The organism is Romboutsia sp. 1001713B170207_170306_H8, from assembly GCF_015550495.1.
Classification (GTDB): domain Bacteria; phylum Bacillota; class Clostridia; order Peptostreptococcales; family Peptostreptococcaceae; genus Romboutsia_E.
On sequence record NZ_JADNAX010000004.1, the window covers coordinates 237,265 to 257,998 of the forward strand.

The following is a 20,734-nucleotide window of genomic DNA, read 5'->3' on the forward strand; positions in this document are numbered from 1 at the left end:
ATCTTAATTTAAGTGTCAATAGATTTTGTTAAATTTTTTTCAACAAGTTTCTAAGAAAACGTTTTTATTTTTATCCTATTAAAAAATGTCTATTTTTCAATACTTTAACTATAATTTTTTTCATACTTTTTTAATATATTCAGCATATTGTATACAATTTTACTAATTTTTTCATTTGTTAAATTTTATACATTCTTTGTTTTTATAAAGCAAAAAGTTTATTAAGATAATTATAAATACTTATATCTTAATAAACTTTTTCATATAGAATCTATTTAAATGTAATTATAATTTCTTCGTATCCTATATTTTTTAATAAATTTGATAAGCTGGTCTTTGTACTTACTTTTATTTCATCTATAAAACCTTCTTCAATTATTTTTTCTTCATATTCGTCCTTATACTTACTAATATCTGATAAAATTTCATTAGTATCTAATTTATTAAATATAGAATTCTTTACATCATAAACATATAACTTTTCATCATCAATGTAATGATCTAGTATTCTACACTGTTCTACTTCTATTTTTATTTTTTTACCTGTATTCTCTACTATATGTATATCTTCTGGTTTGATTCCTCCATTTATTATTCCTTCATACTTAATAATAAAAGATTGCTCAGTAAAAGGTATTTTTATATCATTTATACTTTTATCCTTTTTTACTGCTACAATATTACTATAAGTATACTTTACAGTATTTAAATCTAAAACTTGACTTATCGTAGATAATACTTTTGTATTATCTTCATATTCATTATTTTCATTTATAAATGTTTTAATAGTAAAATCTAACGTTATTATGAGTATTAAAATGGGTAATAATACAAGTACTTTATTAATTTTTTTCCTTTTTATCAACAAATATCTGCCTCCTTTTGGTATAATATTTAGGAATTAAACTTAGTCTTAACCTATTATCAAAATGATTTTAGTTAATTATATTCACTTTTTTATGAAAGGAGTTTTAAAATGACATTATTAGTTTTCGGGCACAAGAATCCAGATACAGATTCAATATGCTCATCAATTTCATTAACATACCTAAAAAATCAATTAGGTGAAAACGCAGTAGCATGCGCTTTAGGAGAGCCAAGAAAAGAAGCTCAATTTGCTTTAAATTATTTTAAAGTAGATGCTCCTAAAATATTAGATAACGTAAAAATACAAGTTAAGGACTTAAGCTATGATAAAGTTGAAGCTTTAACTCCATCAGCTTCAGTTTTAGAAGCATATTCTCTTATGAGTGATAAAGGTGTTAAGACTTTACCTGTAGTATCTGAATGTGGTAAGTTTGAAGGAATAATAACTATGAAAGAAATAGCTGAAAGCCTTCTTCATCAACATTTCAATACTATACACACTTCTATATCAAATATATGCAAGAACCTTAATGGTTCAGTCCTTATAAATTGTAACGAAGAAGTAACAGGAAGAGTTGTTACTTTATCATTCAACATGGATACAGTGATGGACTTATTATGTGAAGGTGATATCGGTATAGTTGGAAATAGATACGATATGATAGAGTATGCGATAGATACTAAAGTTAAACTTTTAGTTGTTACTGGCGGGACTACTATAAGCGAAGAATTATTAGCTCTTGCTAAACAAAATGGTGTTTCTATAATATCAGTTGAAGCTGATACATATAAAACATCAAACATTATAAATCAATGTAATTACTTAGCAGATATAATAACTAAAGAAAATTTAGTTGTTTTCAATGAAAGTGATTATGCGGATGATGTTAAAGAAACTATGCTAAACACAGACTTTAGATCTTACCCTGTAGTTGATGATAATAATAACTTCTTAGGATTAGTTTCTAGAGAGCACCTTTTAAATCCAACTAAGAAAAATGTAGTATTAGTTGACCACAATGAGGTTGCTCAAAGTGCTGATGGTATAGAACAAGCTAACCTAGTTGAAATAGTTGATCATCATAAGATAGGTGGAATATCTACTGATGTACCTTTATCAATAAGAGTTATGCCTGTTGGATGTACTTGTACTATAATCTACAAGATGTTTAAAGAACACAATGTTGAAGTACCTAAACATATTGCTGGATTATTATTATCTGCTATATTATCAGATACTTTAATATTTAAATCTCCTACAACTACTAAATTAGACAAAGAAGCTGCTAATGAATTAAGTAAAATAGCTGGTGTTGATATGGAAAGCTATGGAATGGAAATGTTCAAATTCGGAACTTCTTTAGACGAATTCAGCATAGAAGAAATCGTAAATATGGACTTTAAAGAATTTAATATGAGTGGTAAGAGAGTTGGTATAGGTCAAGTATTTACTTTAGATATAGACTCTATATTCGCTAAGCAAGATCAATTCTTATCTTATATAAACTCTACTGAATATGATATGCTAATTCTTGCTATAACTGATATAATACAAGAAGGTTCTTATCTTATATACAAAGCTGAAGATAAGTTAATTTCTGAAGCGTTTAATGTTGCTGGTGCTCAAGGTGTATTTGCACCAGGTGTAGTTTCAAGAAAAAAACAATTAGTACCAAACTTAACTACTGCAGTTAGAAATATGTAATATAAAATAAAAAAGATGAACTCTAAGAGTTCATCTTTTTTTATAAAATACGTTTTATTTGCTTGATTCACTATGATGGTGTAATCAATTAACTGGTTTAACATTAATATTTCTTTTTGTTTAAATGCGTTTTTGGATTTATCACTTTACTATTCTATACAAAATTCGACATATTGTAAAGATAAAAATCACTATATTTAAAACTTTTTTAAACTACATTTTTTCTACGTCTGAATAATCCACTCCAAATGTTTCTACTGTAACATTCTTCATTGTTTGAGCTTCTTTTGGCTTGTCCATTCTATCTGTTCTTGTATTAGCTATTTCATCTACTACATCTAATCCTTCTATAACTCTACCAAAAGATGCATATTCTCTATCTAAATGTGGAGATGTTTGATGCATTATAAAGAACTGAGAACCTGCTGAGTTAGGATTCATTGTTCTAGCCATTGATAATACTCCTCTTTCATGCTTTAAGTTATTAGTGAATCCATTGTTTGTGAATTCTCCTTTTATAGAGTATCCTGGTCCACCCATTCCATTTCCATTTGGGCATCCACCTTGTATCATAAATCCTGGTATTACTCTGTGGAATCCAACTCCGTTGTAATATCCTTTTTCTATTAAACTTACGAAGTTTTTAACAGTATTTGGAGCTATATTTGGGTATAACTCTGCTACTATCTTCTTTCCATTTTCCATTTCTATAGTTACTATTGGGTTTTTATTTTCCATTTTGTTATTCTCCTTCCAAATTGAATTATGTATATCATATATATTATATACTAACATAATAAAAAATAAAGCCAATATTCGCCATATAAAAATAAAATTCTAAATCTAATTAATTCTTAAAACTAAAAATAGTGTTAAGAATAAACTTAACACTATTTTATATAATAAAAACAAAACTTATTTTGTTTTAGTATTCTTATCTTCTTTGTTTAATTGTGGTGTTTCTTTGTAGTCTATTTTTAATAATTCTAATATTTGCTTAGCTCTATCTTTTGTAGACCCTTTAACTTCTATGAAGTTTATATTTTCAGATTTTAAGAATTGTAATATAGCATCATCTATCTGTAAAGCTATATCCTCTGCTTGCCATCTAACACCGTCTTGAACATATCCAAATTCTCTTGGTACATAAACTATCATATCATAGTTTTGAATATCTTCTAATGCAAGAGAATATAAATCTTTTAATATTTCTATTTCTTTTTTAGTTCTTTCTTTATTTCCTAACATAAATCTTCCATATATGTAAGGTACAAAAGTTGCATAATCTGTAAGAGCATAATCAAAGCTTGATAATTCATCTTCTAATTTTTTTTGCCCTAAATATATTCCATATTGTTCAGATATAGTCTCTATCATACCCTTATCTTTTAAGTATTCAGTTGAGTATTCTAAAGCATATCCTGCATTTAATCCAGCTATTTTCATTTCAACATATAAATGTTGTATTAATGTTGTTTTCCCACATCTTGGACCACCTAAAACGGCGATTCTTTTAGTTGCCATAATTTATATCAACTCCATGTCTGTTTTTGTCATTTTTGAAGAACTTTTATATTATACTAATTTTTCAAATTTTATTCAATACATTTGATACAATTCTATTAATTAACATATAATTGTTCATATTATTTGATTACTTTTATAAATTTAGTAACTTACCTATTTCATATCCCTCTTTGTACATACTTTCACAGAATTCTTTATTAAATCTAAGTGTATCTTTGCTTGTAAGTACACTATTTGGTCTAACTATTATTATTTTATCTTCATCTATTTTAGATTTTATATTTTCTGGCAGTTTATAATCATGTCTAGTTGATATAATTATTATTTTGTCCATATCTTCATCTATCAAAGGCTCTACAAGAGTATTTCTAACTAATCCTCCATCTAGCTTTTCATTTTCATATAAACCTTCATTTAAATCTTTAATAAATTGTTCTTTTAATGGTAACATACCTTTTGGGTTAAATGGTAAAAGTGAGCTATACTTTATAGCATTCAAACATTCCTTCTTATCTAAATTAGATACATCTGTTACTATTTCTTCTATATTTTTATTGCTTATATGTACATAATTTACAAAAAACTTAGTATCTTTATTATATTTATTATCAAGCTTTTCTAAAGCATTTATAATTTCAGAATTATCCACAGTATTATTTATAATTTTAACTTTATTTTCTGAATTTTCCTCAATATTTATCCACATATCTTCTAAGTTTTCAACATTGTCTGTGAATACAAAGTATCCATTTATTGATCCTATGGATGTTCCAGATATAGATGCAAAATTGTTAATCCCTTTATCATTTAATGCTTTTATCACTCCTGCTTGATAAGATCCCTTAGCTCCTCCTCCAGGAAGGCATAATCCTATTCTCATAGTTAATACTCCTTTTCTTTATACTTCAAAAAATGTATTAAATGTTTTATATATATCATAATGGTCTTTTACACTACCTAATTCTCTTATTGAGTGCATAGCAAGTATTGGGCTTCCTATATCTACAGATGGTATATCTATATGAGTAGATGATATAGGACCTATTGTACTTCCTCCTCTTTCATCTGATCTATTTACAAATTCTTGATAGTCTACATTTGCTTCTTTACATATACATTTATATATTGATGATGAATAAGCATCACTTGTATATGACTGATTTGCATTTATTTTTATTACAGGACCTCTTCCAAGGACTGGTCTATTAGTTGGATCATGCTTTTCAGCCATATTAGGATGGACTCCATGAGCCAAATCTGCAGATATCATAAATGATGAGTACATTGATGTAAAAAATTCTTCTCTATCTTTTCCTAATGATATACAAATTCTTTCTAATGTATTTAATAACATATTAGAGTCTGCACCTTGTTTAGTTGAACTACCAATCTCTTCATTATCAAATATAGAAATTAAGTTTATACCTTTCTTTCCATTTGCATTTATAAGAGCATGTAAACTTGCATGAGCCATTGATAAGTTGTCCAATCTTCCTGTCGATATAAATTCTTCATTTATACCCATTAAGCATCCTTTTTCATATTCATATAAAAATAAATCGAAATCTAATATTTCACTCTTTTCTATATTTAACGCATTAGCTATTTCTTTAATTAATAAGTTATTATTTTCTAATGTGTTATTTATCAATCCAATTAAAGGTAACATATCTTTTTGCTTATTATATTTGTATCCCTCATTCACACTTCTATTTAAGTGTATTGCTACATTAGGAATTATACAAATTGGTTTATTTATATTTATAAGTCTTTCTATTGGTTTTAATATATTTTCACCCTTTATTACAACTCTACCAGCTATTGATAAAGGCCTATCTAGCCATGTACTTAAAATGGGACCTCCATAGCATTCTGTATTTAGTTTTAAGTAAGTATTTTCTGCTTTCATTTCAAAATTAGGCTTTATTCTAAATGAAGGTGAATCAGAATGAGAACCTATAATTTTAAATCCTTCTTTTTCTATGTCTTTAGTATTAATTTTAAAAGCTATTAGTGCAGAAGAATTTTTTGTTATATAGTACTTTCCACCAACTTCTAAATCCCACTTTTCATTTAATTTAATCTCATTAAATCCATTTTCATCTAAAAGTTTTTTAGATGTATCTACTGCATAAAAAGAGTTTGGGCTTTTATATATATAATCTATTAAATCTTTAGCAAATTCTTTAGTATTCACAATACCCCTCCTAAATTTATAATAAATCTAATGTTGTATATTCTTTATTTATTGTTTTTAAACCTTGATTATCAAATGCTATTGTAACATCAGTACCTTTCATCATAACTACTGTTCCTACCCCAAATTTAGGATGGTGTACTTTTGATCCTGGTTTAATATCGTCTATATTAGTTTCTTTTCCAGTATCCTTAACTGTAGCATTTACTTTCTTAGCAATGGATGATTTTTGTATATTATTCATATACTTTTTAGTATATTTATCTAATATATTATAATTTGCTTTAGAATAAGTTAATTCGTTATCTGATTGGTTAAGCCTTTCTATACATTCTTTTGGTAATTCTTCCATGAATCTAGATGCTACTGATGGATTAGTTTTACCATATAAAGTTCTTTTTTGTGTTAATGTCATATATAACTCTTCTTTTGCTCTAGTTATACCAACATAACAAAGTCTTCTTTCTTCTTCGATATCAGAATCTCTCATAGAAGTTATTGCTCTAGATATTGGGAATAGTTTTTCCTCCATTCCTGTTAAGAATACAACTGGAAACTCAAGCCCTTTTGATGTATGTATAGTCATTAAGGAAACTTTATCATTTTTTTCATCTTCACTAGATTCTGAAGTAAGAGCAACTGTTGTTAAGAATGTTTCTAAATCTTTTTCCTCACTATTTTGTTCAAATTCTAATGCTACTGATATAAATTCTTTTAAGTTTTCTATTCTATCTTCTGCCTCTTCTTTTTTACTATCTTTTTGCAACTCATCTATATATCCTGAAGTATCTAATACCTTTTCTATTAGCTTACTTACTGGATATACCTCTTTTATTGTTCTTAAAGTACCCATTAAATCAACAAATCCACTTATACTAGCTCTAGCTTTTGTTGATATATCTGAATTAGTATCTATATCTATAAGTACAGAATATAAACTTTCTTGCTTTAAACTAGCTCTATCTTCTATTTTTTCTATAGTTCTAAGACCTATACCTCTTCTAGGTACATTTATTATTCTTTTTAAGGATATATCATCTTGTGGATTTTGTATAACTCTTAAGTATGCAATTAAGTCTTTTATTTCTTTTCTCTCATAGAATTTAGTTCCACCATAAATATTATATGGTATTTGACTTCTATTTAAAGCATCTTCAACTGGACGTGCCTGAGCATTTGCCCTATAAAGAACGGCAAAGTCACGATAGTTCCTTCTATCTCTTCTTTTTAATCTTGATATAGTATCTGCTATAAATTCAGCTTCATCAATTTCATCAGACGCAAGTTGTATCTTTATTAATTCTCCGTCTTTTTGTTCACTCCAAAGTTTTTTTCTTTTTCTTTCTATGTTATTAGATATAACGGTATTTGCAGCATCTAAAATTATTTGCGTTGATCTATAGTTTTGCTCTAATTTTACCACATGAACATCATCATAATCTTTTTCAAATTCAAGTATATTCCTTATGTCAGCACCTCTCCAACCATATATACTTTGGTCATCATCTCCAACAACACATATGTTTTGATGCTGTCTTGCTAACATTTTTATTAATTCATATTGAGCCTTACTTGTATCTTGATACTCATCAACCATTATATATTTAAACCTACTTCTATAAAACTCTAATGTTTCTGGGTCTTCCCTAAATAACTCAACAGTTTTATATATTAAATCATCAAAGTCTAATGCACTATTTCTTTTTAAACGATCTTGATATAATGCATATATATCTGCTATTTTTGAATTTCTTGCATCATCTCTATATAACTCTTTAAATTTAGCTGGGCTATATAGCTTATCTTTAGCTCCTGATATAGTACTTATAACTGACTTAGGTTCAAATACCTTATCACTTAAGTTTAATTCTTTTAAACAGTCTTTTATTAATGTAACTTGATCCGCACTATCATATATTACAAAACTTCTATTGTATCCTATTCTATTTATTCCTTTTCTAAGTATACGTACACAACAAGAGTGGAAAGTCGTAATCCACATATCTTTTGTATCAAGATCTGTAATAGTTTCTTCTACCCTTTCCCTCATCTCTGTTGCAGCTTTATTTGTAAATGTTATAGCTAATATATTCGCGGCTTGAACATTCTTATCTTCCATTAAATGTGCAATCCTCGTTGTTAAAACTCTTGTTTTACCCGAACCCGCACCTGCTAGTATAAGAACAGGTCCTTCTGTTTTCTCAACAGCTTCTCTTTGGGCAGGATTTAATGTATCTAAATTCATTTTATTCCTCCTATTTGTAAAGTTATAAATATATTTTAATCGAAAACCATAGTTTATTCAAATTTTAAGTAAGATAGCATATTATAATCATCTCCAATATCTACTTCTTCTAAAATAAAAAGTTATTTAGAATACAATAAAAAGCTATAATTTATAAAAGTTTTATTATAAATCATAGCTTTTTATTATATTATTTTATTTAACTTTTAACATGTTCATGATTTTTATCGTGTTCATGGTCATGTACGTGAAAATGTTCATGTATATGACTTCCTGTCAACCCATTATCATGATTATGGTCATGTCCGATACCTTCTATATGATCATGAAGATGCTCATGATTATGTATATGTGTATGATTATGATTATGTTTTTTATGTTCTTTTTTATTACTATAATATCCATTTTCATATATATCATGATGCATTGCAAACTTAGTTAAATCTACTACTCTTGTACAAATTCTATCTACTAATGCTTTTTCATGACTTATAACTATCATCCCTATATTATATTTCTTCACATGTTCAATTACTACATTCCATATTTGAGCTTGAGTTATTGCATCAAGCATAGTTGTCATTTCATCTGCTATTAAAAATTTAGTATCCTTCGATAAAGCTCTCAGTACGCAAAACCTTTGTAGTTCTCCTCCTGATAATTCACTTGGCCATCTATTTAACCATTCATCTTTAATACCCATAGCCTGGATTAGTTCTTTAGATGGTTTAAATGCCTCATTTATTATCTTGCTCATCTTCCACTTAGGATTTACTGATTTTTCTGGATGCTGAAATATTAATTGAACAGGATTATACTCTTTTTTATTTTTCTTTTCATAACCATCAATTACTACACTTCCACTTTCAGGCTTTTGATAACCTGATAATATTTTTGCTAATGTAGTTTTTCCAAATCCACTTGGAGCAACTAACCCTACTATTTCTCCGCTTTTTATTTCAAAATCTATATCTTTTAATATATATCTATCATTACTATACTTAAAGTTTATCCCTTTAGCTCTAAGTTGCATATAAACATCTCACCATCCCGTTTCTAACCTCTTTTGAACTCGGTCTTATCATTTTACAATCAGAAGATGATTTATCACATCTATCATAAAATAAACACCCCTTTGGTAATTCATTTGGCAAAGGCTGATTTCCCCTTATTGGCTTAAATCCACTTTGAGGCAAAGCCTCATAAAGAGCCTTTGTATATGGGTGTCTAAGATTTTCTCCTTTATTTTCAAAATCTTTCACACTAGCTATTTCTAAAGTAGTCCCTGCATAAAATATAGCAATTTTATCAGCAATCTTAAGAGCAGCTTCTATATCATGGGTTATCATAAGCACTGCACATCCACTATTAGCAATCTCTCTAAAGTCTTGTAAAGCTTCATTAAGAGATTTTTCATCTAAACCCGGTGTTGGTTCATCAGCAATTATTACTTTTGTATCAGATACCAATGCTGTTGATAAAAGCACCTTTCTAGCCATTCCTCCGGATAACTGAAATGGATAATAGTTATCCACCCTTTTATCTAAACCATACTTTTCAAATACTTTTCTTTGAATTTTATTTGAGTTTTTTTTATCTTTTATAGATATTTTTACCTGCTTAGATACTTTCATTAATGGGTCTAAATAGTTTACTGATTGAGGTATTAAAACTATTTCATTCCCTCTTAATCTCTCTTTATCTATTTGGCTTAATTCTTTACCATTATATATTACAGCTCCCTCTGTAGTAGCATTATTTGGAAGTATACCAAGTATAGCATGTGCTAATAAGCTCTTTCCAGAACCACTTGATCCCACTACAGCTAATATTTCTCCTTCACACAATTCTACATCCAGATTAGTTATTACTTTTAAATTTCTTCTTCTTAATCCTTTTGTATATTGAGAAAAAGAAACTCCTAAATCTTTAACTTTTAATATTGGTTCCTTTTTCATATTCCCTCCTATTTATATGCTGTTTTTGGATTTATTAATTGGCTAAATTTTTTCCCTATATTGTCTACCATAAGCGAAACTATTACCAAACTTAAACCTGGGAAAAATGCTAACCACCATCTACCACTACTTAAGTATTTCATTGCTTCAGATAAGATAATACCAATTGCAGGTTCGTGAGGTGGTAACCCAAACCCTAAAAATGTAATAGATGCTTCATGTAAAACTGCATGTGGAAATACTAATACTATACCTACAAGCAATTGTGGAATTATATGTGGTAATATATGATTAGTAGCTATATATAAATTAGACTTGCCAAAGTTTCTAGATATCTTTGCGTAATCTGATTGTTTTATTTGAATAACTTCTGCTCTTATTACTCTAGTTAAAGATGGCCAATGAGTAAGTGATACACCTAAGATTACCCCCTTTAATCCTCCACCAACTGATATAGATATTAGTATTACTATTAATGTATGAGGAACTGATAATACTAAATCTATGAACCAACTTATAAATGAATCTACAGTGTTTCCTAAGGTAGCTCCAATTACACCTAATGTTAATGCTATTAATCCACTTATAAATGATGATAATAACCCTATTTTCATACTTAAACTTAATCCCTTAATAGTTCTATATAGCATATTTCTTCCTACCCAATCAGTACCAAATAAGAATTCTAAACTAGGCGCTTGATTCTTGTTAAGGAGATTTATAGATATTTGTTCCTCTGTTATTAAACTTCCAAATATAATTATACTTCCTAAAAATATAGTAAAAATACCTATAGAAATTAATGTTTTTTCCCTTATTCCAAAACTAATTTGGGACCTTTTATTATTATCAATATATACATTTCGAGCCTCATTCATTATATTTCTTGTCCCTCCCTTATTCTTGGATCTATAACCTTATATAAAATATCAGCTATTAAGTTTCCTGTATATACAAATACTAAACTTATTATGACTATACCCATTAGCAATGGTAAGTCTCCTTTTAATCCTGCTTGAACAGTGGCTTGACCAAGACCAGGGTATGAAAATACTTGCTCTGCAAAAACTGCTCCTGCAAATAGTTCACTAAATGATAAAAATTGTAATGTTATAGCTGGTAGTGAAACATTTTTTATAACATGATTAAAAACAATACTTTTCTTACTTTCTCCACGTGCTTTTGCAAAAAGTATATAGTCACTTTCTAATATTTCTATAACTTTTTCTCTAGTATGAAGACATATATTCGCAACACCTATTATACTTAGTGTCAGTGCTGGCAATACAAGATGATTTATCATACTTTTAAATGTTACTTCTTCTGATAATACTCCTATTGGCACTCCAAGACCTACAGGGAACCATTTTAACTTTACTGCGAATATCATAATAAACAATATTCCTAACCAAAATGTAGGTGTAGAAATTAAAACATAGCAGTAGGACCTAATTACTTTATCTATAAATTTTCCTTCATTAATTCCTGATATTATTCCCATAATAAATCCTAATAGTCCTGATATAACCCAAGCTAATAACATAAGCGCCAATGATGCAATAAACCTTTCTCCTATAACATCTACTACAGCTCTTCTATATATCATAGATGTACCCCAATCACCTTTAATCATAGATTTAAACCATGACATAAATTTTTCTACTGGTGGTTTATTTAGACCCCAATGTTCAGCTATATTTTCACGCTGCTCTAAGCTTACCTTTGTATCTGCACCTACATATGCTGTAACTGGATCTATTGGAGAATATTCCATCAATGCAAATGTTATTATACATAAAGCAATTAAAAGCGATGCTAATCTTGCTAACTTTTTTAATATATATATGGCTAGATTTTTTCTATTTTTCATATATAAATTCCTTCCTTGAATATAGTTCATTAGTGCACAAGAGGACATCCTCATATAGAGAATGTCCTACCTTAATAATTTATTTCCAACTCCACTCAGTTACATTATCAAATATTCTTCCACCATGTGGTTGAGCAACTGGAGTTCCTATATCTAAATCTTCGCTCATTATATATATATGATTAACATTTACAAGCCAAGCATAAGTAGCATCCCCTTTATTAGAAAATCCTGTAGAACCATCCCATTGAGCTTTTTTCCAAAACTCTAAAGCCTCTTCTTCATTTTCACTATCAATAGCCTGATCTATATAACTATCGACAGTTTCATTTTTGTAGTAACCTGCATTATCCCAAGGTATTCCTCCCCCAGATGCTTTACTACTATATAGGTTGTATAATTCTGATGGATCTCCTGATCCAAATCCAAATAGAACTGCTTCTGAATGTATTTCATCTACTATATTATCCCAAGTCTTAACTTCTAAACTAACTTTAATTCCTAATTCTTTTGCTACTTCAACAAATGCTAAGCCAAGTTCCTGTCTATATTTACCATCAGTATATAATAACTTAAATTCTGCTTCTAAACCATCTTTATCTATAGTTCCATCTGAATTTGTATCCTCCCAACCTGCGTTCTTTAATATTTCTTTAGCTTCATCTATATTTCCATCTTCTTTTATTATAGTTTCTTCATTTAACCAAGGCATTTTTTCAAGTCCTGTAGTTGATGGTGTCCCATATCCTTCTAGTACACCTTCAACTATCTCGTCTCTATCTACAGCTATATTTAAAGCTTTTCTTATTGCTTCATCACTTGTTACATCATTTCCTATAGAGTTCCCATCATTATCTTTTTCTCCACTTTTTTGCATAGGGAATTCTACACCAAAAGTTTCTATTGTATCTAAATCAACAATTTTTGTACCATCAACTTTTTCACTTGCTAAAGATCCTGTTATAGATGCCATATCAACATCTCCTGATTTTACCGCTGCATAAGCAGCATCAGTATCTAAAAACACCATAGTAAGTTTATCTATGCCTGCAGCATCACCATAATAATCTTCATTTTTTTCTGCTATAACTTGTTGACCTTTATCCCATTGTACAAATTTAAATGGTCCAGATCCAATTGGATTGTCTGCGAAATTTTCATTATGAGCATGTTTGGGAACAATTCCTAAATACGCTAATTTTTCAATAAATGTTGACTGTGGTTTAGTAAGTTTAAACTCTATTGTATTCTCATCTATAGCTGTTACACTTTCTAGCATTGTTAAATCTATTTCAGAACCACTCTCTTTCGCAGTTTCATATGTATAAACAACATCTTCACTTGTTAAAGATTCCCCATCAGTAAATTTAACATCATCCCTTATTTTCACTATCCATGTTAATCTATCTTCAGACACTTCATATCCTGTAGCTATATCATTTTCTATTCCTAATTCTTTATCTCTTTTAAATAAAGTACTAAAAAATACTTTTGTCATAGAACCATGTCCGCCTGTTGTAGCATCAAACCCAGCTTCTGGCTCACTTGCTACTGCAACTACAAGCTCATTATTAGACTTTCTTTCACTTACTGCACTAGCTTTAGATGAATCATTATTCTTTGAATCAGTATTAGAACATCCTACTAAAGATATTGTTGTAAGTGATAAAACTAACATTAATGAAATAGATTTTCTTAATTTTTTTAGTATCATTTTTACTCCCCCTTATAATAGATACATTTCTCCATAAAAAAAGGCTTTTATATGTATTTTAATAAAATTATGTATCCTCACATAAAATTACTTTTACATATAAAAACCTTCATGGTTCTAATTTATTACTTCTTCTTTCATAGAAGAACTTATTTTATACTTAAATTATGGCACACATGTCAAAATATTGTCAATTTATATCGTGGTACATTTTGTCTTAAATATCGACAAATACTCTAGTTGATTTTAATCTCCCCATTTACAATTCTATCTTGTTGCTCTTTTATTATATCTAATACCTCACTTGGTACATTAATATCTGTAGTAGGTGCTATTCCAACCCCACCTTCTTTTAATCCATATACAGTAACTTGTCCACCTTTAAACTTACCTTCTTTAGCTTGCTCTATTATATCATATACACCTATGTCGACTCTTTTCATTGCTGAGGTTATTACATTATTTGGAGCTAAACTATTTTGATCCATATCAACACCTATTGCATACTTATTTTGTTCTTTAGCTGACTCTATAGCTCCTGTACCAACATTTCCTGCAGCTGAAAATATAATATCTATATTTTTAGAATACATCTGATTTGCTATAGATTTACCCAAACTAGCATCGTCGTATGAATTTGCATATTGAGATAGTAAGTCTACTCCTTCTTTGCCATCTTTAACACCCTTTTTAAATCCTTCTTCAAATCTAGTTATATTAGGATCTTTCATACCACCTATAAAACCAACTTTATTAGTTTCCGTCATATTGCTAGCTATTAATCCAACTAAATAAGCAACTTCTCTTTCATCAAAAGTTACACAAGCCATATTTTGAGGAATTTCCTTTCCTTCCTCTTCATAATTATGATCTATAATTACAAAGTTTCTATCTTCATATATTTGAGCGGCTTCTAACATAGCTTTTGCTGTAGTATAACCTACACCTATCACTAGGTCTACATCTTGGTCTATAAATGTCTCTATATTAGGCTTATAATCTGCCTCTTGGTTTGCTTCTAAATAATTTCCTATAACCCCTAGATTCTCTTTTGCTTTATCAAATCCTTCTAGTGATGATTGATTGAAGCTTTGATCATTTGCACCACCTTCTCCAAGAACAATACCAATTTTAAACTCATATGTACTTTCTGCCTCTGCATCATTACTATTTGTTGAATTACATCCTATTACCCCAAAAGTAAAGACTACGCTTAGCATTATTAAAAATAATAATTTCATTTTTTTCTTCATAGTATTCCTCCTAAACCCCAGTTTATATGTTATATTTTACCAAGTGTATATACACTTGTAAATACAAAATATCCCTAGAACTTTGGAGGAATTCTAGGGTACCATCAAATTTGGTTAAGGGTTATTTATTTAATCTATATAAAATAGGTTGAGGGCTAATTAAGGATTTACTATTACTTTAGACTTACTCCAAAACTTATATAACTCTTCTTCAGTCCTAAATAATGGTAAATCTAAGTTATTATGAAGCTTTACTAACCAAGGTAACTCTAAACCTGCTCTTAATATCTTTTTTTCATCATTAAAAACAGTATCTGTTCTACCTTCGCTAATTATTTCACCTTGATTTAAAACATATATATAGTCACAGATTTCATATATTAAATTCATATCATGACTAGAAATAACAATTTTTATACCTTTCTTTTTTAAATTATTTATAATATCAACTATAGCTCTAGTACTAATTGGATCTAATCCTGCAGTTGGCTCATCTAAAAGTACCATTTTATTTTCCATAGCTATAACAGATGCTATAGCTACCCTTTTTTTCTGTCCATAGCTTAAAAAGTGTACAGGTCTATCAATAAGATGTAATCCATTTACTGATTCAAGTGCTTTAGTTATTCTTTCTTTTATGATACTTTCTTTTATACCTAAATTTCGTAAAGCAAATGCTATATCATCATAAACCATAGAGTAAAATATTTGTTTTTCAGGATCTTGAAACACTATCCCTACTTCTTTTCTTAAATCATATAGATACTTTTTGTTATATTTAATAATATCATTTTTAAATAATATAGTTCCTAAATCTGGCTTTAAAATACCCATCATATTCATAAATAATGTGGATTTTCCAGAACCATTGCTACCTATTATCCCTATTATATCTCCTTTATCAAAATCCATATTTATATTTGATAAAGCTAGTTTATCCTTTTCATACTTATAAGTTAAGTTATTTATTTTAAACATACTATTCTCCTACTATATAGAATCTATCATCATATAATTTCATGTCTAACGATATACACATCTCTTCATATCTAATCATCATTCTCTTATATAATAAATTTCCCAAAAGCCCAAAAGACTTATAAGATGTCTTTAGGTTTGTATATCCAAATCTTAACTCCTGAGACTTACGTATATCTGATACTTCTTCTAAAAATATAAATATAAATCTATAAATTAACATTGATAACTCTAAAATTATAGTTGGCATATGTAAACTTTTAAATATAAATAAAAGTTGATTAAATGGTATCGTTAATATTATAAAATAAACACAAGTCAAACATGACATTGCTCTAAATAATATTTGAAGTGATATATTTAGTGATTCTTTAGAAATACCTATATAATTGCTACATATACAAAAGCTTTTAATTAGTAAGTTTGGATCATTAGATATATTTATAAGAGTCGTAGTTATACTCATAATTAAAAATATCATTGGTATCTTCAAGAGCTTTATATAACCCTTTATATCGATTTTAGCAATTCCAACTATTATTACACTCATTAATAAAATAATAAGTGATAAAATAATTAAATTTTTTATTAACATAGATCCTAATAAAAAAATTATACCTACTGCAAATCTTATATTTGGATTTGTATGTATTAATTTATTTGAATAAGCATATTTATCAATTATTATCATATTAATATCTTCCTTCTGTATATATTATAAATAAAAAAAGCCTAACTATTTGGTTAGGCTTTAATCTCATAATAAAATCACCTGATATGTGATTCACCATAATCTTTTCCTCCCCGAAAAAGTTATTTTAAAATATCATAGGCAGGTCTCCTGACTTAGCTTCATTCTACTCCTTCTCCTTCCCATAGTAACTAATACCACAGTGGTTTTTAAAAGTTTCGTCCACCTTACAGTAGCGGGGGCTGTAGAGGAATTTCACCTCTTTCCCTATTAATCTAATTCATGTTAGAACCTATTGATACTTTTTTATTTAATTTACATCTTTGTACTAATATCTATTTCTATATTATAATTTATATTCCTTTTTTATATTTTTAATTTTCTATAATTTTTTTTAAATAATTTGAAACAATATCTGAGAATTTTTCTATGTCTCTAGTATATATAAAATCTTTTCCATAGATTAATTTTTCTGCATCAATTTCATTTTCTTTACCTGTAAATACTCCTAAGACTAAAATTTCATTTTGTCTAGCAATTCTTACTTCTTTAGCAGTATCATTTACAGCTATTTTACCTTTATAAGATATTTCACCTCTTATACTTCGTTCTTTACTTGAACCAAATTTAACATCATTAGGTTTTCCATCACTTAGTACTATTAAAATTTTATTTTCTTCTTCCCTTTCTAATAAACCTTCACATACAGATTTTATAGCAAGACCATCTCTATTGTTACCAGAACAAAAATACTCAAATATATTATCATTTTTATCTATAGAGTCGTTATAATCTCTAAACCTTTTTAAAATTGTATAATCTAAAAAGCTAGAAAATGCGCTAACTCTATTAGGTATACCTGCCAGTGTAAGAGCACTAGAGATTATGTATGCTTGTATTGCAACTTGATACTGATTTCTACTTTGTGAACCACTTGAGTCTAACAATATGTCAATTACATATCTTCCTTTTTTGTTTTCTATATTTCTATAAAATATTTTAGTATTATTACTTCTTCCAACCCTCCATGCCCTTTTTGCATCAATAGTCCCGTAATCTGAATAAATTCTATCTGTAATATTTTCTTCTACAAGTATCCTCATTAAATTTTCTTTTAATCTATTTATACTTCTTTTATACACTCTTATATTTTCTCTGTACTTTTTCAAATTATTTTCTTTATGTCTTGTAACATATTTAACTTGAAAAACATTTTTACATTCTGATCTTAAAACTCCTTCTGTAAAATGCACCCTACATCCCTCATGTACATTTCTACAATTTTTAACTTCTATTCTTTTTATTTCACTTTTATTTAAATACGATTTTCCATAGTAATATTCTATTTTATCATAAATTTTATTAGCAGTTTCCTCATCGATATATATAACTCTATTAAGTGAACTTTTCTCACTATTAACTTTCCTTTCCCCTATACTTTCAACTAGCATAGAAGAAGATATTGAGTTAAGTTCATTTTCTATAGAATCTTCCTCATCACTATATAATTCATCATACATAAAATCTGAAAATGTATCAAAATCTATATCTACATCTTTGAAGTCTATATCTTGGCTACATTCACTTAATTTTAAATCTTGTTTTATTTCATTAAAATATCTTATATAAAGTTTATCTATATCTTTTAATATTTCTACTAATTCATTACCTAGGTTTATATTTTTAATATCATTTATAATTCTTCTACTTAACCCATCTACAAAAGGATGTTTTCCTATACCTTCTAAAATAAATATATACTTAATTTTTTGTAAAATATCATTTTTATATATTGTATTAAATTCATTAATTATATCTTTATATGCCTTTGATCTTATATCTTCAATTCCAGGCCTATCCTTTATAACCTTAGATTCTACTAAGTTATTTAAAACTACTTGTAATAGAGTTAATAAAGTATCTTTATTATATCCTTTATTAACTCTATTAGATAAATACTTCTTCACTATATTCCAATCTACATACTTTCTTCTAGCTCCAGCCATAATTCCCAAATATAAAGATACATCTTTTGAAGAGTAATTTTTTTCTAAAACTTCAATATGTTCATTATAATTTCCACTTATAGTCCAAGCAATATTATTAACTCTATTATCTAAATCATAATCACTATATACCCATTTCATAGTATCACCTAAATATTACTCATTAAATTTATGTACTTGTTTATTTGAAAATATATCTTCGCTAGTCCATTTTTCTGGTATTCTAGTTCTAATGACATCTCCAACAATTTCTTTTTCATATACATCAAAGCTTTTACTTACCATTCCCATATTGATTGCCTCTAATGGAGAAAGGCCTCTTCTTATGACTTTTAATGATCCTATTAATCCTCTTAAATCTATAGATTTTGTAGATATTTCTCCATTTTGAGATTTTAACTGCAAATCTAAAAATAATCCTATAAATTGATTTAATTTATCCTCATCTGCATCTGGAAATTCATTAGATAAAATTAAGTTTAATTTATCTTCTTTTACAGAAGGTATATCAATTACCATAAACCTAGAAACCAAAGCCTCATTTAATTCTTTAGTCCCTGCATATTCATAGTTCATTGTTCCTATAAATCTTGTTGCTGGATGCAAACTTATTCTTTCATATCCTGGGACATCTATTATTCTTCTATAATCTAATGCTGAATGTAAAACTACTATAGCATCATTTTTTGCCATATTTATTTCATCAAAAATACCAAATCCACCATGAACAGCACACTCATATACTGATCCTCTTCTTAACTTTACTTCATTATCTATAAATGTATCTGTGCCAATTAAAGTTGAACTATCTGTATTTATATTAAAAGATGTATTCCATTGTGGTCTGTTAAATAACTCAGATAGATTGTCTGCTAATAAGTTTTTTCCAGTTGCTTTTGGACCGGATAGAAGTATATTTTCTCCCTCCAAAATAGCCGATATACACATAGATAATATTTCTTTTCCATAAAAATATGTCTTAGATTTACTTACTCTATATTGCAAATCTTTATCTATACTATAATATTTTCTAAAATATAGTATATCATTTATTAAGCTATCACTTATCCCCTGATTCCTTAAATTTTTTATAATATCCATTACTGCAATCCCCCTTAGTAGTTAATAGATTCTATATTAATATTAACATAAAAAAACTACCTAATATTAATACTTTCTTAATAAAAAAAGTTATTAATATTAGGTAGTTTTTTTGTATAATGTAAACTCAAAATTTTTAATTTCTATTAATAAATTTAATTATTTAATATAAATTAAAAGAAGTAAAATCTAAATTTTTATAAAAAAAAAGATCACGTGGCTACGTCTTACTCTCCCGGGAGGTTGCCCTCCGAGTACCATCAGCGCTAAAGAGCTTAACTTCTGTGTTCGGAATGGGAACAGGTGTATCCTCTTTGCTATAATAACCACATAATCTTTATTTGGAGCGGGTGAAGGGGATCGAACCCTCACAGCCGGCTTGGAAGGCCGGAACTCTACCATTGAGCTACACCCGCATATATTTAGAGTTAATACTCTAAAAACTACATATCATTTATTGATTTATCATTTAATATTTTTAGCAACCGAAATCTACCTTATAAATTCTTTTAATAATGATTTGGTTGGCGATATAAACCTTTAGGTTTATTTTGGTCAAGTCCTCGACCTATTAGTATCGATAAGCTAAATACATTACTGCACTTACACCTTCGACCTATCA

General features: G+C 28.1%; 17 protein-coding genes, 1 tRNA gene, 1 rRNA gene and 1 riboswitch. Of the genes, 1 reads left to right on the forward strand and 18 read right to left on the reverse strand.

What is annotated here, in order from left to right; genetic code table 11:
• Positions 1–271 precede the first annotated feature (271 nt).
• Positions 272–865 carry a DUF4230 domain-containing protein gene (locus I2A66_RS10565; RefSeq protein ID WP_195251584.1) on the reverse strand — a complete coding sequence of 198 codons (594 nt, stop codon included), beginning with the start codon at positions 863–865 and terminating at the stop codon, positions 272–274.
• Between the two features lie 111 nt (positions 866–976).
• Here I2A66_RS10565 and I2A66_RS10570 point away from each other — a divergent pair, with 111 nt between their 5' ends.
• A complete protein-coding gene (locus tag I2A66_RS10570) occupies positions 977–2,572 on the forward strand; it encodes a putative manganese-dependent inorganic diphosphatase (RefSeq protein WP_147516352.1) in 1,596 nt (531 codons plus the stop codon).
• A 213-nt stretch (positions 2,573–2,785) separates the two neighbouring features.
• On the opposite strand, the gene I2A66_RS10575 is transcribed toward I2A66_RS10570, so the two are convergent.
• The 17 genes from I2A66_RS10575 to I2A66_RS10655 all read right to left on the reverse strand — a co-directional run bounded on the left by I2A66_RS10575 (position 2,786) and on the right by I2A66_RS10655 (position 20,528).
• Positions 2,786–3,310: a peptidylprolyl isomerase gene (locus I2A66_RS10575; protein WP_122639368.1), complete on the reverse strand. Its 525-nt coding sequence runs from the start codon at positions 3,308–3,310 to the stop codon at positions 2,786–2,788.
• A gap of 177 nt (positions 3,311–3,487) precedes the next feature.
• Positions 3,488–4,096, reverse strand: coding sequence for an AAA family ATPase (locus I2A66_RS10580; protein ID WP_122639369.1), 609 nt, complete (start codon positions 4,094–4,096; stop codon positions 3,488–3,490).
• Positions 4,097–4,232: 136 nt separating this feature from the next.
• Positions 4,233–4,979, reverse strand: coding sequence for a patatin-like phospholipase family protein (locus I2A66_RS10585; protein WP_147516351.1), 747 nt, complete (start codon positions 4,977–4,979; stop codon positions 4,233–4,235).
• Between the two features lie 18 nt (positions 4,980–4,997).
• Positions 4,998–6,296, reverse strand: a complete 1,299-nt coding sequence (locus I2A66_RS10590; RefSeq protein WP_147516350.1) for a M18 family aminopeptidase — start codon at positions 6,294–6,296, stop codon at positions 4,998–5,000.
• A gap of 16 nt (positions 6,297–6,312) precedes the next feature.
• Entirely contained in the window at positions 6,313–8,541 is a 2,229-nt protein-coding gene (locus tag I2A66_RS10595) for a DUF3553 domain-containing protein (protein WP_195251592.1), read from the reverse strand.
• 199 nt (positions 8,542–8,740) lie between these two features.
• Positions 8,741–9,574, reverse strand: coding sequence for an ABC transporter ATP-binding protein (locus tag I2A66_RS10600; RefSeq protein ID WP_122639373.1), 834 nt, complete (start codon positions 9,572–9,574; stop codon positions 8,741–8,743).
• Positions 9,564–10,499 carry an ABC transporter ATP-binding protein gene (locus I2A66_RS10605; protein ID WP_122639374.1) on the reverse strand — a complete coding sequence of 312 codons (936 nt, stop codon included), beginning with the start codon at positions 10,497–10,499 and terminating at the stop codon, positions 9,564–9,566. Before I2A66_RS10605 ends, I2A66_RS10600 begins: the two co-directional genes overlap by 11 nt.
• An 8-nt stretch (positions 10,500–10,507) precedes the next feature.
• Positions 10,508–11,377 carry an ABC transporter permease gene (locus I2A66_RS10610; RefSeq protein WP_147516348.1) on the reverse strand — a complete coding sequence of 290 codons (870 nt, stop codon included), beginning with the start codon at positions 11,375–11,377 and terminating at the stop codon, positions 10,508–10,510.
• Positions 11,377–12,369 carry an ABC transporter permease gene (locus tag I2A66_RS10615; RefSeq protein WP_122639376.1) on the reverse strand — a complete coding sequence of 331 codons (993 nt, stop codon included), beginning with the start codon at positions 12,367–12,369 and terminating at the stop codon, positions 11,377–11,379. Before I2A66_RS10615 ends, I2A66_RS10610 begins: the two co-directional genes overlap by 1 nt.
• A gap of 79 nt (positions 12,370–12,448) precedes the next feature.
• Complete coding sequence (locus I2A66_RS10620) at positions 12,449–14,083, reverse strand: ABC transporter substrate-binding protein (protein WP_195251593.1); 1,635 nt, start codon at positions 14,081–14,083, stop codon at positions 12,449–12,451.
• 236 nt (positions 14,084–14,319) lie between these two features.
• Positions 14,320–15,336, reverse strand: coding sequence for a BMP family lipoprotein (locus I2A66_RS10625; protein WP_122639378.1), 1,017 nt, complete (start codon positions 15,334–15,336; stop codon positions 14,320–14,322).
• A 159-nt stretch (positions 15,337–15,495) separates the two neighbouring features.
• On the reverse strand, positions 15,496–16,314 hold the full coding sequence (locus I2A66_RS10630; protein ID WP_122639379.1) for an energy-coupling factor ABC transporter ATP-binding protein: 819 nt from the start codon (positions 16,312–16,314) through the stop codon (positions 15,496–15,498).
• A gap of 1 nt (position 16,315) precedes the next feature.
• Positions 16,316–17,005 (reverse strand): cobalt ECF transporter T component CbiQ, encoded by a 690-nt coding sequence (gene cbiQ / locus I2A66_RS10635; protein WP_122639380.1) that lies wholly within the window; start codon positions 17,003–17,005, stop codon positions 16,316–16,318.
• 123 nt (positions 17,006–17,128) lie between these two features.
• Positions 17,129–17,317, reverse strand: a riboswitch (cobalamin riboswitch).
• Positions 17,318–17,379: 62 nt separating this feature from the next.
• Positions 17,380–19,152, reverse strand: coding sequence for a nitric oxide reductase activation-like protein (locus I2A66_RS10640; RefSeq protein ID WP_147516345.1), 1,773 nt, complete (start codon positions 19,150–19,152; stop codon positions 17,380–17,382).
• Between the two features lie 15 nt (positions 19,153–19,167).
• Positions 19,168–20,112 carry an AAA family ATPase gene (locus I2A66_RS10645; RefSeq protein WP_122639382.1) on the reverse strand — a complete coding sequence of 315 codons (945 nt, stop codon included), beginning with the start codon at positions 20,110–20,112 and terminating at the stop codon, positions 19,168–19,170.
• Between the two features lie 214 nt (positions 20,113–20,326).
• Positions 20,327–20,443, reverse strand: a 5S ribosomal RNA gene (gene rrf / locus I2A66_RS10650).
• An 11-nt stretch (positions 20,444–20,454) separates the two neighbouring features.
• A tRNA-Gly gene (locus I2A66_RS10655) sits at positions 20,455–20,528 on the reverse strand.
• Positions 20,529–20,734 lie beyond the last annotated feature (206 nt).

Bases quoted from the DNA above. Each gene is read 5' to 3' on its own strand.
- I2A66_RS10570 (WP_147516352.1), top strand. From the start codon at position 977: ATGACATTATTAGTTTTCGGGCACAAGAATCCAGATACAGATTCAATA.
- I2A66_RS10575 (WP_122639368.1), bottom strand. From the start codon at position 3,310: ATGGAAAATAAAAACCCAATAGTAACTATAGAAATGGAAAATGGAAAG.
- I2A66_RS10580 (WP_122639369.1), bottom strand. From the start codon at position 4,096: ATGGCAACTAAAAGAATCGCCGTTTTAGGTGGTCCAAGATGTGGGAAA.
- I2A66_RS10585 (WP_147516351.1), bottom strand. From the start codon at position 4,979: ATGAGAATAGGATTATGCCTTCCTGGAGGAGGAGCTAAGGGATCTTAT.
- I2A66_RS10595 (WP_195251592.1), bottom strand. From the start codon at position 8,541: ATGAATTTAGATACATTAAATCCTGCCCAAAGAGAAGCTGTTGAGAAA.
- I2A66_RS10600 (WP_122639373.1), bottom strand. From the start codon at position 9,574: ATGCAACTTAGAGCTAAAGGGATAAACTTTAAGTATAGTAATGATAGA.
- I2A66_RS10605 (WP_122639374.1), bottom strand. From the start codon at position 10,499: ATGAAAAAGGAACCAATATTAAAAGTTAAAGATTTAGGAGTTTCTTTT.
- I2A66_RS10610 (WP_147516348.1), bottom strand. From the start codon at position 11,377: ATGAATGAGGCTCGAAATGTATATATTGATAATAATAAAAGGTCCCAA.
- I2A66_RS10615 (WP_122639376.1), bottom strand. From the start codon at position 12,369: ATGAAAAATAGAAAAAATCTAGCCATATATATATTAAAAAAGTTAGCA.
- I2A66_RS10620 (WP_195251593.1), bottom strand. From the start codon at position 14,083: ATGATACTAAAAAAATTAAGAAAATCTATTTCATTAATGTTAGTTTTA.
- I2A66_RS10625 (WP_122639378.1), bottom strand. From the start codon at position 15,336: ATGAAGAAAAAAATGAAATTATTATTTTTAATAATGCTAAGCGTAGTC.
- I2A66_RS10630 (WP_122639379.1), bottom strand. From the start codon at position 16,314: ATGTTTAAAATAAATAACTTAACTTATAAGTATGAAAAGGATAAACTA.
- cbiQ (WP_122639380.1), bottom strand. From the start codon at position 17,005: ATGATAATAATTGATAAATATGCTTATTCAAATAAATTAATACATACA.
- I2A66_RS10640 (WP_147516345.1), bottom strand. From the start codon at position 19,152: ATGAAATGGGTATATAGTGATTATGATTTAGATAATAGAGTTAATAAT.
- I2A66_RS10645 (WP_122639382.1), bottom strand. From the start codon at position 20,112: ATGGATATTATAAAAAATTTAAGGAATCAGGGGATAAGTGATAGCTTA.